A 14,195-nucleotide genomic window follows, 5' to 3' on the forward strand; every position below is an offset into this window, starting at 1 on the left:
CTCCGTCCGAAGGTCTTGAATGTGATTATGGAGGGTCATGCCAGACCAGCCTCTTCGAAGGCGTCGTTGACGACTTCGGCTGTCGGGGCGTTAAGGTACGGTTCGATGGCCTGGAAGCTATCCCAGCCGCCGACGGCCATCACGACCCGGGGATTCATCTGACGATCAACGAGTAGTCGCTGAGCAAAGCGACGACGGAGATCGTGGGAGCTGACATACTGATAGTCATTGTCGCCGGTTTCCTCGGCTGCATGCTCGGCAGTGCGCTTCACGACGTCCCGGACGCCTCGTTCTGTGAGATGTGATGTTGCGAAGATGGCACTATAATGTACAGGTTCCACCGGTAAAGGATGTGAAAGAAGTCGGCAACAAAGTCTGAAGGAACGGTTCTGAGAGAACTGTCGACTTCAGATCATAAACTGCCGGAGAAAAGCGATTTCAGGGTAGCGTCGCCACTACCGACCGAGCGAACCCAGAGGAAACGCGAGGTTAGTCGGGAGGGTCGAGACCGTAGCTCTTCTTGGCGAACGTCAGGAATGAGTTCGCCGAGATCGCCGGGCCGTCGCCGACCTCACCGTTCAGTTCGAGCTGCACGAGGATGTCCACGAGTCGCCAGCAGTTGTACAGCACACAGGCGAACGCGAAGTTGAAGTACCGAAACCGGTGGTCCGGCGACTGGGTCTCCGCGAGGAAGGTCTTCAGTTTCTTGAACCCGTTCTCGATGCCCCAGCGACGCTTGTACCGGGACATCAGCCGCCCGATCTGGTGTTTCATCTCCCGTTCGTCCTCGGGTTCGACGTCCACCCACGGGAGGTTCGTCTCGAAGGGGACCGTCGGCGCTTCGACCCGTGCCGGCTCGTCGATCTCCTCTTCTTCCCGGACCTCATCGAGAAGATTGCCGAGTGGCGAGTCGGCGTCGCGGCCCTCCGACAGCGGCGTCGTATCACCCACGTCGGAGAACTCATCGAGCAACTCCTGACGGATAGTCACCTCCGGGCCGTCGCCATCCTCTTCTTCGCGTCCCCACTCGCGCTTCGGGAGGTAGACAGTCTTCCGCGTCGGACCATCGTCCAGCCGTTCCTGCTCGACGACGTCAAAATCCTTGTCCTCACTGGCGAGCTTGGCGATCTGGTGTTCGTGGTCGCTGCTGGACCGGACGACGGCAGGGTTCAGGTAGTAAACGTCATGCTTCTCGCAAGCGTCTTTGACGCCGTCGTTGGCGAACTCCCGATCCATCATCACGAGGTCCAGTCCCGGCGCGACGTCGGTTGCCCCTTCGAGGAGGTCGTCCACGAGGTCAGCTCGCTTGCGGCCACGTTCGACTGGGACCGCATCGAGGATCAGCGGCATATCATGTCCGACGAGTTTGATGACTGCCCACTGGAAGAACGGTCCATCATCACCCTTGTACCCGAGAATCCACGGCTCTTGGTTCCGACCGCTACTGTTGCGGGTAACCTCGCCGCCCCACGGATTTCCCTTCGTAATGTCGATAGCAGCCATCTGCTTGCGCCCCATCTGATCTCTCGATTTCGCGCGTGCAACGAGCGTTCGGGCACTCTCTCGAAGCATCGTTCGCGTGCGCTCGATACCAAGCCGCTTCGTCTGGAGTCGGTGCGAGTCGCCCGACGGCGTCCGCTCTCGGGTCGTGTCCTCCGCGAACGACTGTGCGCCGTCATTCGGATGCATGTCGGTTCGCATCCCGAGGTAAGACTGCTGTTCCCAGAACGCGCCTTCAGGAATTGAGGAGTTGTCGCCGCGATCGAGGTAGAAGCAGTCTTCGACGATCGGCTTCGCGCCCTTCCAGACCTCACGGGCTTTCTCCCGCGCGAGCGTGTCCTTGCTCTTCGATTTCGTGACCGTATCGGTTGGCTGGTTCGGCAGGAATTCCGGCTCCGGTGCAGGAATGTCGTGGTAGCGAGCGATGTCCACGACGACCTCGGCGGCGTCCCGAACAGCCTCCTGTACCTCAACGAGGCGGTCCTCCCATGCTCGCCAGAGTGTTGACTGGTTCGGGATGTCTTCGAATCCCAGCTGCGTACAGAGGAACGGCTGCTGCTTGAGGTACTTCCAGAGCTTCGTTTCGTTCTTCCAGCCTTTCACACACCGAAGAACGTGCGCCCGGAAGACAGCTTCCCACGGCTTCGGGTCCCCCTGTTCGTGGTCGTAGGTGTCGTAGAAGCGGAGGTAGCACGTAGGCACCTCTGCGACGAGATCTTCCAGCGAGACAGAGCGGTCGTGCCGGATCTGTTGCTGGTACGGGTAACTACTGAGAGCCCCATCGACCATCTCCCGAAACGTCATGTCGAAAAACCGCGCTTCGACAACCTCCCCGGTGTCTGCGCCGTAGAGGCCTTCTACTTTGTAGTCTTTCGGTGTGGATTCATAGCCCGCGCTGTCGAGACGCCTCGCCGGACCGAGGCGCTCCCACCGTGACCCCGTCGGGGCCTGTCCCGTGCGTGCTGTCACTACTCAGGAATTATGTGCCTTCGTATATAAATACCAAGAACACGTAGAAGACAACTATTCTTTATATGTATCGTCGAGAAACGCACGATAGGTCTTCATCGAGATAGTCTCGAACCAGTCACGAAGTACCGTAAAATGGGGAAGTCGCGCGAACCCGCCACCCCCTTTCGAGTCGGCGGGTTCGTCGGGATTAGCGACAACTGCTTTAGCTTTCGCCACCGAATTACGGATGAAGAGGCGAAATTCCGAAGTCACAATACTCCGTCTCTTCGCTTTCTACCGAGATAACACAATCGTAGCGACGCTGTCTAGCGATCCTACAGAGAAAAATACTAACAACAATTGCCAAGTCCAATAGAATGAGGAGTCATTTGCCAAAGGTATATAGATCCTCTTTGCGTAGATTGACATATGAACCGAAGAAAATTCCTCACTGGCAGTGGGATCGGACTGGTTGCTGGAGGAGGTTATTTCGGCTGGAAATGGTATCAATCACCTTCCGTACCGAAGAATATAAGCGTAAAGACATTATATTCGGAGAGAGACATTTTAACACAACAATCGACAAGAGAGAGTGAATCCTTAGCTGCGAGAGAAGAATTTCATACTCTTATAGAAACCCAGGACGTGGCAAGTAGAGAATTTATATCTACTAATTCCGTAGCCGATTTTATCACTGCAACTGATTTTTCTGAGTCATATCTCGTTCTTATCCAAAATGGAATGCAGTCTCAGCCAGATCTTGTATTAGATTCGATTAGACGCCTTGAGGATGGTCTCCAATTTGATGTCACAATCGATGCTCCCATATTTGGGGTTGATGATGATCTTATAACCCACTCGCTGCTTGTTCGAATAACTGATCGCCAAGAAAATATCCCCGAAGTAATAGAAGTAGATATCAACGGATATGTGTGATTAGTCTGTTACGTCTTGCCGAGATACCTAATAAATACTCTGTCAAAATTAACTACTAGAGTCGCAAATTCCACCTTGATCATTATGGACACTTCCTCTACTTCTTGAGACCATAGTCCTGACAGTTCTTCTGTCTGTATTTGGGATCATTCTTTAAGTATTCCCGGAGGAGCTATTAACCATCTAACTATTATTAATAGGAATATTTAATAGTCAGTATAGATTATACATAATCAGTGTCAAATATGGTGAAAGATGAGAACTACCATCTGATGGGGAAACGCCGATTTATGAAGGCGCTTTCCGGCTTAGGATTATCAGCAACAGCAGTCAGTCTGATGAGTCAAAGTGCTCTTGCAGAGCTCACTGATAATCCAGAGAATGAAGTTCCACGCGTGAAGTTTGTCCGTGGGAGCCCTAACGATCCAAAAAATGCGGAAGCAGAGTACTATACTATCTCACGGGATGAGTGGGAATACACTCAAAGCCGGTACCGAGCAGGACAAAATCTGCTTCGAAGTTTTAAGAACCAAGGTATCGACCCAACCGGAATTGATGTCGTTGTGAAGACTCAATCTGGACGGAATAAGGATAAGGTGGTCTCGGTTCAAATTAACCCCGAACAACGTAAGATACTACCTCAAAACGAGAAACGTTCTGTTGAATCTCTCCGGGACGTCATTCCTGAGAAAGCCTCCGCAGAATTGGAAATTAACCAAAAAAGCGTGACCAGAGAAGTTCCAATCATTGTAGAGGAAGAAGCTGGATTCGATACTACTGATGAGCAGGAATCGACCGAAGTGACAACACAAAGTAGTCACTGGTACTATGACTATCGATATCGGCCTATCCCCGGAGGGTGCAGAATCAGGCCACAGAAACCAGATGGGTCATGGACAAATTGTACTGGTGGCATCCGGTCTTGGGATCTTGATCGTGGGGAATATGTGTACGTGACCGCTGCTCACTGCTTTGATGCAGAAACGGGCCAAACAATGGGACAACGGTACAGCTACCAAGACGTAGGAGAAACGGACAAGATCGCGTACAATGATCGCAACTGGATTGGCAGTAGAATGGATTCTGCCACAGTGGCACTCAATGATAGTGTTGACACCACTGCGCGGATGGCAGCTGATGACGGGGGTTATTTTTCGAACCCTGTCCGTGGCTACGTCCACACTGACTGGCTGCAAGATAATGAAGGAGGCGGTGCGTCATTAGGAAAGCTTGGGATCACTACTGGCCATACTGCCGGAAATATAAATAATGTATCAGTCTCGAACGATTACTTCACAACTAATGCTGACCGGGACGGTGGTGATTCTGGGGGACCACATTTCTACATTGATCCCGATAGTAGTAATTATGATTTCTATATGGCAGGTATCCACCGAGGTTCAACCTACTCAGGAAATGCAAGAGGTATCATCTATCAGAATATTATGGAAGAACACAACCTCTCTCTAGGTCTATCGTATCAGTAGTATATCTAAACTAAAGTCTAATCTGTCTTTTCTGGGGTGAAAATCAGTTTGATTATATATAAATATTCTAGAGTTGATGGCTATCTAACAATGAATATAGCATAATTTAGCGTGTCAGAGAATAGTCCCTAATCGAGATAGTTCACAGCTTTCTCTCTGAATAAAACTGCTGACTGGTGAGTTCACTCGATTAGTGGCGAAATGAGAACGGTGTAATCGGTAAGTAGCGGGTGTGAGATGTATTCTATGACACGCTCTCACGACAACTAATTCTTCTCGCCGTTCTGAGAAAAGCGCGGTATTCACTTGTGAGCAGGGGGACGCGAGACCACTCAGTCCGGCGAGTGATCGCCGTCGGACCTGTGCATTATTTCTTATCTTCGCAACACGTCGTGAGATCAATCAATGAATCGTCTGGCGCTATATCTTCGGCATTTTCTGATGATCAGCAATTTCACGAGACAGAGAGCAAAACGTCCAATACAGTAGCTTTCTAACACCAGTTGATAGGTGAAATTATATCTGATAGAATCTCGCCACTACCAGTCGGTAGTTCAGAGAAGAAAACCCGGAAAACAGGGACTACACAGCAATGTCGCCACTCACGAGGGGGCAAACCCGGAAACGAAAACGTTAGTCAGGGGGATCTAACCCGACGTAATCCTTCGCAATCGTCAGGAACAGATCTGCTGTCACGAGTGGTTCATATCGGAACTCGGGCTCAGCCCGTAGCTCCAACTTCACCAGTAGATCGGTGAGTCGCCACACATTGTACAGCGTACACGCGTACAGGAAGTTGAAGAACCGGTACTCGTGATCCATCGACGTGGTACGGACACGGAAGCTCTTGATCTGCTTGAATCCGTTCTCAATTCCCCACCGATGCTTGTACTTCCTGATCACTCGCGCCACCATGTGTACCTTCTCCATCTCGGACATTTCGTCACTGTCCTCACCAGCACCACTCGGGAGTTCGAGATCAGGGTGATTCGTCTCAAACAGCATATACAACCCCTTGTCTTCCTCACTCCCCGGCAACTCTTGTTCGTCTTCCTCTTCACGAACCTCTTCAATCACGTCACCGAACATCTGCCCAACATCTTCCGTATCCGCATCAGTCGCTTCTGCAAAATCACGGAGTAACTCCTGACGAAGCACATCCTCTCCATCTGACTTCTCATCCGCTTCGTCGCTCTCGTCATCCTCTATTCCATCATTCGTCCGCTCAGCATTCATTGCTGGCACATACACACGCTTCCGTTCAACCTTATCATCGTCTTCTTCGTCAGTTGTCTCGTCAGCTGTGAAGTCACCAAGCGTTGTACCCACGTCAGCGTCATCGGTACTGGCCTCATCACTCTCGATATGGACGAGCTTCCCTTGACGGCGAAGACGCGTACATGTCGCCCGCTCACTCGTCCGCATAATGCCCGGATTCAAATACCACACACCGTGATCCTCACAAACCTCTTTCACCGGATCGTGGGCAAACTCTCGATCCATCATCAGCAACTCGACATCCACCATGTCTGTCGCAGTCTCCAAGAGCTGGTCAACGATAGCGACACGTGAGAGCCCACGATGCACGGGAATTGCATCCAATACGAGTGGAATATCTAATCCAACAATTTGGATGCTCGCCCACTGAAAGTAGAACTCCGCAGACTCGTCTTCACCATCGTTCTTGTATCCGAGCAGCCACGTGTTCGTGACGTTCCCGTCCTCGTCAGACTCGATTTTCCGTTTCGTTCGGTACGGATTCGACTTCGTGATGTCAATGCTCACGAGGACGCCGTCAACGAGCTCCGAGTCACGGCGAGCGCGCTCGATCAACTCACGTGTCGTGTCACGATGCATTTTCCGAGCTGCATCCGGCCCGATTTTCTGTAAATGGTGGCGATGAGTACTGCCCGTTTGAACGCGGTCGCGCGTTGTCTCTGCCGCGAAATTCCACGTACCGTTCTCCGCGTACATCTCTTCACGTGAACCGATGAACGCGTGCGCTTCGAGGAATGCGTTGTCGTGAACCTCTGTGTTCTTGCCACGCGGAAGCTCATAGTTCTCCGTCACCATCGGCTTGGCTTGCTGCCATATTTCCCGCGTTTTCGCAATCGTCCGGTCTCGAACTGTTGAGTCATCCTGTTCGATGCCGTCAGGTGTGTCAACGCTCGGATCGGGGTGGAAGACTTCGTCCGGCGCGGGCACGTCGTGTTCGCGTGCGACATCGACCAGCACTTGCCCGATAGTCCGCACGACCTGTTTGTGTTCGTCTGAGAGACGGTCTTTATTCCATACTCGCCAGAGAGTGGTTTTCGATGCGAGCCCATCCTCGAATCCGAGTTCAGCAACCAGCTCTGGGTTATCATTAAGATAGTCGTGAAGGGCAGTTTCGCCGCCCCATCCTTTGACGATACGGAGCAGGTGTGCTTTCAGCAGCGATGCTGATGGCTGTTTAAAATGCCAGTCAGCCACGTCATACCCAAATTTTGACGGGGCGAGTTCGACGTAACAGATCGCTTCTTCTACGTCGTTGTGTTCTGGGTGCGCGAACCATTCTTCGATGAATGCGGCGGCATCCCACGCGAGCGGCCATGGGTCTCTGTTGACTGTGTCATGGGCTTCCGAGTATGGCCACTCCCGGTGAGACTCACGCAAGGAGTCAAGGACCGTTTGTTTCGTGTTGGGAGTGGCCGTCATAGACTGGTAGGTAGTTTTTACTTCGAATCGAAGTGTAAGGTTCGGAGTGTTGTTTCCGGAAACCTGTCTTATCCTACGCTACGGGTGGTTAAACGCGATGTGTGTACAGGATAATTCGATTTCCGAATTGTTCCAAATCAAATTGTATTTTGGAACGAAGCGAATTTCAGAGTAGAAGAAAGTTTGACTATGGATGCTAACAGGGTATAGCGTGTAATGCATGGCAGACACGCTTAGGGAGTTCTTTGAGCTACGTGGCGGGATCGGCCTTCTTGTGGTGCTGAAGGGTGAATCCAAGCGGTTCAAGGATCTGAACGAGCGATTACAGATTAGTTCGTCAACGTTGTCGAAGCGGATTGGGGAAGCGAAAGACCTCGGGCTGATTACTCCGGAGATCGACGACCGGGAGACATCGGTGAAGAATCAGTATCGGATTACAGAGCGTGGGCAGTATGTAGTAGCAAAAATGGAACGATTGGAGATCGTCCACGCGTATCGAACAATGCTTGATATGCAGGCACAAGTTGAGGATGGGAAGAAAGAGCTGGTGGAGTGGGTTGAGGGTGAGAAGACGAAAGAAGAGTTAGCGAGGCGTAGTGACAGTGATCCGTACGTTAATCCGTTCGGTGAAGATGTGACGGGCTTCTCCGGTGAAGACTCTGAACGAGATTATGATGATGAGTTCTTTACTAAGGAGTAACTCCCTGAGTGACTTTGTTTCTTGAGGCCGCTGATCACTACAGGCGACGAGTTAATCACCGACTCAAGGGGCACCGCTCGCTGGGTCGTCAAGGATGCGACTGAACCGATTGATGAAACCACCGGCATGTTGAGCTAGGCTATCGACCTGAGTTCGCAACCGCTGTTAGGCATAACTGCGACCACAGCGTCCCTGCAATTGGAGTAGCATCTGTGGTCGCCGGTATTACTGCCATTCCGTCTCCGTTCTGCTGGCGATGTCGTCCGATCTCAAAACAAAACTTATGCCCTTATAGCCTTAATTTGGAAACTATGAAAGTATCTCTCTTCAAGATTGATTTTGCAGTTGTGTTTTTTGACGCGTTGTTGGCGGCAGGGGTGCTATTGGCGATAATCTTGCTCGGCACGTCCCTTCTTGATACTTGGTGTGCGAAGACGAGGGGAGTAGTGGCAGTCGCGCTAGGAGGGCTACTCACCGGATTATTCGCAGCTCAGAACGAATGGATGAAAGCTATGCTGTCACTGTTTGTGACAGTTACAATCATCATCTCGTTACGACAACGAATATGAACATTTCTGGAAGAGTGTTAGCAGTATCCCAAGAAGCCCCAAGGGCACATCAGGTACGCTCTACATCTTCCATCACATCTTTGATGATTTTTATAGAAGTCCCCTTGTCGTCTTAACATGTGTGCCCTATACAGACCGTTCACTACAGTGTCAAATGGACTCATGACCGATTCTATGACCCGCTCGGTTAGAAGTTGATGTGGGTATCAGTAGGTTCACCACGCTCTGGTCAAGTGAGAAGACTCACTTTCTCCAAGAGCGCCGTTGCTGTCTCGATCCGTTCTCTGGCTGGCTCAGTCAACTGATCGCCCTCAAGATGGTTGAGTTGGCTGAGTGCACGATGTAGTCTGTATCTTGGTGTGTTGCGTGGATCCATTGGATGCGCCTCAGCCGATTGCGGCGCAGATAAACATGATATGATAGAGACAGTGATTTTCCTGCTACCCGACTATATATTGACCGATGTCATCGGTGTTCTTTGAACTCCGCCGCCTCAACTATCTCCCATAGTAGTCAATTGGTCATGTTGGTTACCGGCCAGCCAGCGCCCAACCCGTACTCCCACTTCACCAGTGAGCGCTGAAATTCCGAATCCGAGGACTGTAAACACGATCGTGGCACCAATCGCGCTCGCCACAAACCATACTGGGCCGGCCAAGCGGAACGTGGCTGTAAAAAGATCAAAACCAACCCAGAATACTGGAAGTCCGCCAATAATCCCGACCCGAACCCCGACCCCACTAATTTCACCGTTCACACGCCCAATCAGATAGCCGGCAAGAATACCACCGAAAAACACTGCTCCAAGCGATAGTTCGGATCCTGTTTGCCAGTAACTGAAGGTGGTGAATGGAAGAGAGCACAACCCACCGATGAGAGCGTACTTCCATTGGGTCATTCCGGACTGCAGAGGGGGACCAACTTCAGGCATAGTATTTCAATAGATGCTTGGTGTTGCAAGATTATAATAACTGTCCTTATAGAAGATGCTATTGTGCCATCCTTTGTTGTATCACTCTGTAAATAAGATATACCCTGTACTGAACGATCAAGTCTCGAACATCCAGTTTCGCATTAAGAACCATTATGGACTAACGAAATGAGCGGAAGCTAGTGAACTCGTCCATTTTGGTAGCGGTGGATGTCACCCTCAACGTCCGTGGGGAGGTAGGCATCGCGTGGTTTTCCGCCGCTCCCAGTTGTGTCCTTGCCCTCTGGAATTCGGAGCCGGTAGTGATCGCCGTCAGGTGTCCGCTTCACGTGCTTTGGACAAATCTGTGGAATTTCGAAGGCACGGAGGCCGACGTAACCACCGAGTTGAATGATGAGATCGTCACGATGGTTCATTGCAGCCCGCCGCAGTTCGTCAAGTTCTGCGTCGGTCATCCAGACCTTGTATTCGTCCGCTTTTGCGGTCGCCTCCAGTCTCATAGTAACTCGTTTAACAAGCTTTCACTATATATCTGTTTACCATCAAAAACAGTGGAGTGTGACCGGCTGATCAGGCCTTCTTAGGGGGTATATTCGTCTGTATGGTGACGACTTCTTTGATAAGTCGGAGATTGGAGATTAGTAGATCCCGCGTGGTGGATCGTTCTCCGGTTCCGGGAGCGGCGGCAGGGTCGTGTAGTTCTGCTGGCGGTTCATCTTCATGGAGTTCGTGTATATTTTGCGCATTGTTGTGGAGTTGACGGGAAGAGTTGTGGACCGAGGGCCTACAGTCGGGGATCGTCGAGGCCGATCCGGCCGGTGCCGACGTCGCTCTTGATGGTGTGGTGCCAGCCGTCGGTGGTGTCGGTGTACCCCGTGATGTGGTGGTCGGGGTTCTCGTTCAGGACCTGGACGGCGCGGCGGCCCTGATCGCTGTAGTTGATGTACGATCCGTCGGACAGCATCCGGTCGGGTGCGGTGTTCTGGGGCATGTTGGTCAGAGGGTTCGGTGAGTCGCGGATTATTTGTCGTACGATGCGCCTGTGCTGGAGGTGAACTACACCACCAACGGACCGTAGGGGGTGACGAACAGGTTGGTATCGTCCCCGTTTGGCAACGGCGGCGTGTTCGGGCTGGGGAACTCCCAGGTCAACTGCTTCGAGTACGCCTTGGGTTTCATGTGTTCACCTCCGTACCTGGTAATAGACGCCCCGGGGATAAGTCAATTAGAAAGTACACAGGATAGGAAGCCTGAGCGTCCCTCTTAGCGTTTCAGTGGAATATCCGATAGCGGGTTGTCGATCAATTTGGACAGTATGGAAACTCTTCGAGTGGGGTGTCAACCGCCCAAAATTTATATCCCGTCGATGGAGATGTTCTGGCATGGGTCTACCCGGTCCCGGTTTGGGTTTTCAATGACCAGGACAGCACCGCCCCGTGAGACAGGGGTGCTGTCTCGGTCAGTGAATCCGGTTCAGGATAGCTGACTGAGATAGTATCCTAGAGTCTTGCGGGCGTCGCCGGCGCTCCGCGCCGATGGGTGTCTGTCTTGGTCATTGACACCCAGCCATGACTGCACGACAATCCCTTCACGCCGTCGGGGAATCGGAGCCGCAGAACACGGCGGACAGCGTCAAGTTCGCTCTCCCGGCCCAGATCACGAGCCTCGGCCTCTTGGATGACGACGAGCCCGTGCTATGGCAATTTGACGAGGAGGTTGGCCTCCCTGTCGTCACTCACATGGAGCACTTCGGGGCAATGCTCGGGAAGTACGGCCAGCCGGATATGCGCGAGAACGGGCGGACGACCACCTTGCCCATGAGCTATACCGCGTACGCACACGGAGGCGGGCACCCGCAGGTTAACTTCACACGGGACGACATCCTCGGGTTCTTTGCTCCCGAAATGAGGATCGCTAACGACTTCCCCTGCCTCTACGTCGGGACCTTCGACGATTGCCAGCGTCTTGCCCGGGGTTGTACCCAGATCATCTGGGGCGAGTCGTACGAGCGCCCAGTATTCGCACCCAGCCAGCAGAAACACGTCCGAGAAGTCTGCATTGCTCAACCGGGTAAGGAGCCCTTCCGTACCACGCGCCCCGCAGCCGAGGGATGGGTTCGCTCGGAGAAGCTCCTCGGCGAACTCCCAAAGTTGACGCCCTCTGTTCCCTCTCGGCAGACGGCAGATGACGACTAACGCACACGGGGCTTTCTCAGAATCTGATTCATGGTGATCCAATCTCAAGTTCGTTGACGACGCTCTTAGGAGTTACATCGTAATCGACGAGACGATCGGCAGCTAATTGCCAGGCTCGTTCAGATAACTCAGGGTCAACAGTCTCGTAATGCACAGAGAACTCGGTCAGTGCCACTGCTACCAGGAAATCGTCCTTACGTTGGTTGGACATCGGAGGTTCTGGCCGCGTCTTCATACATAAACATTAGAAACCGAACACAAGACTCTCGACACGTTCTGATGTCCAGAAAGTTCGGTCATAGAACTCGGATTTGAGGAGTACATTCATATGGTATGTCACCCAAAATGTAGGAAAATGGGAGCCGGTGAGAGTAGCGAAACCATACCAACGTCTCTGGAGACCATTCAAAAGCGAACACAGTGGATTCGAGACCGAGAAATAGCAGACACGGCCCTCAGAGATTTCCTCAGAACCCACGACAAAGAGTTCCCCAGCGGCGACATCGATCTCAAGGAACATGTAGCCAAAGTCCTCGACGAGGACGAATTCCCTGGCTTCCGGAAACAATTTCGGTTCGGCGGGAAGCAGAGCCTGAATTTCTTCGTCCTAACGGGAATTTCTGACGAATTCGACGACATCCCATCGAGTGTCGTCAGTGAATTCCCAAGGGCTGAGGAAGTGCAAGACGAGAAGGGAGAACCGTTTCTCGTCGATACCGAGGAGTTCGACGACCGGCTGTACGTCATCCTTGGTCGGTACGTGTCGATGAAGACGGTCGATCCGTCCACAGGTAAACCACAACGCGACCTGAAGCCAGATGAGTGCGTAGCCGTCATCAACAAAGACACTGACCTAGTACACGTCCGAACTGCGGAGGTTCCGTTGGCCCGACGGGTTTGTAAAAAGATCGCGTCGTCGATCGGAATAGACTACCAAAACGAGGATGTGTTCTACAAACCGAGCTTCGACCAAGCTTTCATCAACGAGTTCAGCGACCAGATCGAGAAGTACGTGAACCTGAACGTCGTTGTGAGCGAAGGCAACGGTCGGACAGCAAGTTCAGTTCGGTATACCTCGAAGAAAGACGAAAGCGGGGAATACATGAACTTGCTTGAGGACGATCAAGTACAGCAAGAGCTTAACGAAGAAGATGGCGAGATATCGAAGGGCTATGTCAAGCTCAACGATAGTGACTTCGCGCTGTATCTGAACCGGCCCCAAAGCAAAATTTGGTTCAGAAGCTACGAACGGGAGGGCCGACTCAACGAGATTGAGGAACTCATCGACGATGTTCTCAGAAAAAGTGGAGGATATCCCCAACAAAAACTTCAGGGATTTGAAAACGTCCCTGAGTGAGCTTCAGACCGAGCAAACCCGATTTACTCGCTCGGCATTAGCGAAGCGTTCAGGGGTCGATGAGTCACAGGTCCTTGTGTTTCTCACCGAACTGTGCGATGAAGATGTTGTTGAAGCGAAGGTGAAGGTTCGATGTCCGTACTGCCACCAAGAGCACGGTATATACGCCTCGCGTAGTGATGTGCCGGCTGAGTCGATGCATTGCTTCTGTGGTGAGGAATTCGATCCGAGTGAGAAGACGAACTGGTCTGTTGTGTACGAGTTCGTGGAGGATATCGATTTTTTTCTGATCTCAAACTGGAGTTCGAGACCTTCGTAGATTCAGCGAGGGATTTAAGTTCGGAGTATTTCCGGAGGAAGTTCGAAGAGTTGGAGGCAATCGACAATAGCGCAACCCGAGGGCGGTATTTCGACTACTTTATCGGTCTGTTGTTCAATCAACTTCCAGATGTTGACGTAGTGATTGGCCGGGAAGTAGCGACCGGTGAGATCGATGTCTTCGTCGCGTGTTTGGACGCTCCAGACTGGTTACATCGGCTGGTAGGGGATGCAACATTGTTAGAAAACAAATGGCGTGAGAAGCCTATCAGGACGGATGATATTAGCGTGTTTCACGATAAGGTCTCGATGGCGACTGCGTCGTGTAAGGTGTGTTATTTCGTGAGTATGAGTGGGTTCACGTCCGAGCGGAATATGGGGGCAGCGCAGTTGATCCAGTCGAAGTCTAACCCGAAGATGGTGGGGTGGGAGCGAGAAGATGTAGAGGTGATGATTCGTGAGGGCTCGCCAGAGCGGTTGTTGCGGTCACATGTGATGTAGCGAATCAATCGCTCCATGCACGAAAATAGCGGCGATCAGTTAGTGAGTTAGTA

At 52.0% G+C, this 14,195-nt stretch carries 15 protein-coding genes and 2 pseudogenes; 7 read left to right on the forward strand and 10 right to left on the reverse strand.

What is annotated here, in order from left to right; genetic code table 11:
- Positions 1-35: 35 nt before the first annotated feature.
- The 3 genes and pseudogenes from NP511_RS22390 to NP511_RS22400 all read right to left on the reverse strand — a co-directional run.
- Positions 36-341, reverse strand: coding sequence for a tyrosine-type recombinase/integrase (locus tag NP511_RS22390; protein WP_211249144.1), 306 nt, complete (start codon positions 339-341; stop codon positions 36-38).
- A gap of 148 nt (positions 342-489) precedes the next feature.
- On the reverse strand, positions 490-2,304 hold the full coding sequence (locus NP511_RS22395; RefSeq protein ID WP_049967190.1) for a transposase: 1,815 nt from the start codon (positions 2,302-2,304) through the stop codon (positions 490-492).
- A gap of 240 nt (positions 2,305-2,544) precedes the next feature.
- Positions 2,545-2,724: pseudogene (locus NP511_RS22400) on the reverse strand (IS5/IS1182 family transposase); the annotation flags it as partial.
- A gap of 156 nt (positions 2,725-2,880) precedes the next feature.
- On the opposite strand from NP511_RS22400, the gene NP511_RS22405 reads away from it, so the two are divergent.
- Both NP511_RS22405 and NP511_RS22410 read left to right on the forward strand, forming a co-directional pair.
- Positions 2,881-3,387: a hypothetical protein gene (locus tag NP511_RS22405; RefSeq protein WP_233274403.1), complete on the forward strand. Its 507-nt coding sequence runs from the start codon at positions 2,881-2,883 to the stop codon at positions 3,385-3,387.
- Positions 3,388-3,632: 245 nt separating this feature from the next.
- Entirely contained in the window at positions 3,633-4,874 is a 1,242-nt protein-coding gene (locus NP511_RS22410; RefSeq protein ID WP_136396785.1) for a trypsin-like serine protease, read from the forward strand.
- A 633-nt stretch (positions 4,875-5,507) separates the two neighbouring features.
- Here the strand turns inward: NP511_RS22410 and NP511_RS22415 are convergent.
- Positions 5,508-7,571, reverse strand: coding sequence for a transposase (locus tag NP511_RS22415; RefSeq protein WP_049967191.1), 2,064 nt, complete (start codon positions 7,569-7,571; stop codon positions 5,508-5,510).
- A 220-nt stretch (positions 7,572-7,791) separates the two neighbouring features.
- Between NP511_RS22415 and NP511_RS22420 the strand changes: the two genes are divergently transcribed.
- Together NP511_RS22420 and NP511_RS22425 are read left to right on the forward strand one after the other, a co-directional pair.
- On the forward strand, positions 7,792-8,271 hold the full coding sequence (locus NP511_RS22420) for a winged helix-turn-helix transcriptional regulator (RefSeq protein ID WP_049967192.1): 480 nt from the start codon (positions 7,792-7,794) through the stop codon (positions 8,269-8,271).
- 311 nt (positions 8,272-8,582) lie between these two features.
- A complete protein-coding gene (locus NP511_RS22425) occupies positions 8,583-8,840 on the forward strand; it encodes a hypothetical protein (protein WP_136396786.1) in 258 nt (85 codons plus the stop codon).
- Positions 8,841-9,069: 229 nt separating this feature from the next.
- Here the strand turns inward: NP511_RS22425 and NP511_RS23070 are convergent, their stop codons facing one another.
- The 5 genes and pseudogenes from NP511_RS23070 to NP511_RS22445 all read right to left on the reverse strand — a co-directional run bounded on the left by NP511_RS23070 (position 9,070) and on the right by NP511_RS22445 (position 10,950).
- Positions 9,070-9,216 carry a DUF8012 family protein gene (locus tag NP511_RS23070; protein ID WP_478212186.1) on the reverse strand — a complete coding sequence of 49 codons (147 nt, stop codon included), beginning with the start codon at positions 9,214-9,216 and terminating at the stop codon, positions 9,070-9,072.
- Positions 9,217-9,333: 117 nt separating this feature from the next.
- Positions 9,334-9,738, reverse strand: a complete 405-nt coding sequence (locus NP511_RS22430; RefSeq protein ID WP_211249145.1) for a DUF5518 domain-containing protein — start codon at positions 9,736-9,738, stop codon at positions 9,334-9,336.
- Positions 9,739-9,971: 233 nt separating this feature from the next.
- A pseudogene (locus tag NP511_RS22435) lies at positions 9,972-10,271 on the reverse strand (site-specific integrase); the annotation flags it as partial.
- Between the two features lie 284 nt (positions 10,272-10,555).
- Positions 10,556-10,762, reverse strand: a complete 207-nt coding sequence (locus NP511_RS22440) for a hypothetical protein (protein WP_049967193.1) — start codon at positions 10,760-10,762, stop codon at positions 10,556-10,558.
- 65 nt (positions 10,763-10,827) lie between these two features.
- Positions 10,828-10,950, reverse strand: a complete 123-nt coding sequence (locus tag NP511_RS22445; protein ID WP_257720322.1) for a hypothetical protein — start codon at positions 10,948-10,950, stop codon at positions 10,828-10,830.
- Positions 10,951-11,339: 389 nt separating this feature from the next.
- Between NP511_RS22445 and NP511_RS22450 the strand changes: the two genes are divergently transcribed.
- Positions 11,340-11,966 (forward strand): hypothetical protein, encoded by a 627-nt coding sequence (locus NP511_RS22450; RefSeq protein WP_049967194.1) that lies wholly within the window; start codon positions 11,340-11,342, stop codon positions 11,964-11,966.
- A gap of 28 nt (positions 11,967-11,994) precedes the next feature.
- Here NP511_RS22450 and NP511_RS22455 read toward each other — a convergent pair whose 3' ends face one another.
- Positions 11,995-12,177 carry a hypothetical protein gene (locus NP511_RS22455; protein ID WP_084158413.1) on the reverse strand — a complete coding sequence of 61 codons (183 nt, stop codon included), beginning with the start codon at positions 12,175-12,177 and terminating at the stop codon, positions 11,995-11,997.
- Between the two features lie 144 nt (positions 12,178-12,321).
- Here NP511_RS22455 and NP511_RS22460 point away from each other — a divergent pair, with 144 nt between their 5' ends.
- A complete protein-coding gene (locus tag NP511_RS22460; protein ID WP_049967195.1) occupies positions 12,322-13,323 on the forward strand; it encodes a hypothetical protein in 1,002 nt (333 codons plus the stop codon).
- Positions 13,324-13,692: 369 nt separating this feature from the next.
- Positions 13,693-14,142: a hypothetical protein gene (locus tag NP511_RS22465; protein ID WP_049967196.1), complete on the forward strand. Its 450-nt coding sequence runs from the start codon at positions 13,693-13,695 to the stop codon at positions 14,140-14,142.
- Positions 14,143-14,195: the final 53 nt, after the last annotated feature.

The organism is Natrinema thermotolerans (genome assembly GCF_031165565.1).
Classification (GTDB): Archaea; Halobacteriota; Halobacteria; order Halobacteriales; family Natrialbaceae; genus Natrinema; species Natrinema thermotolerans.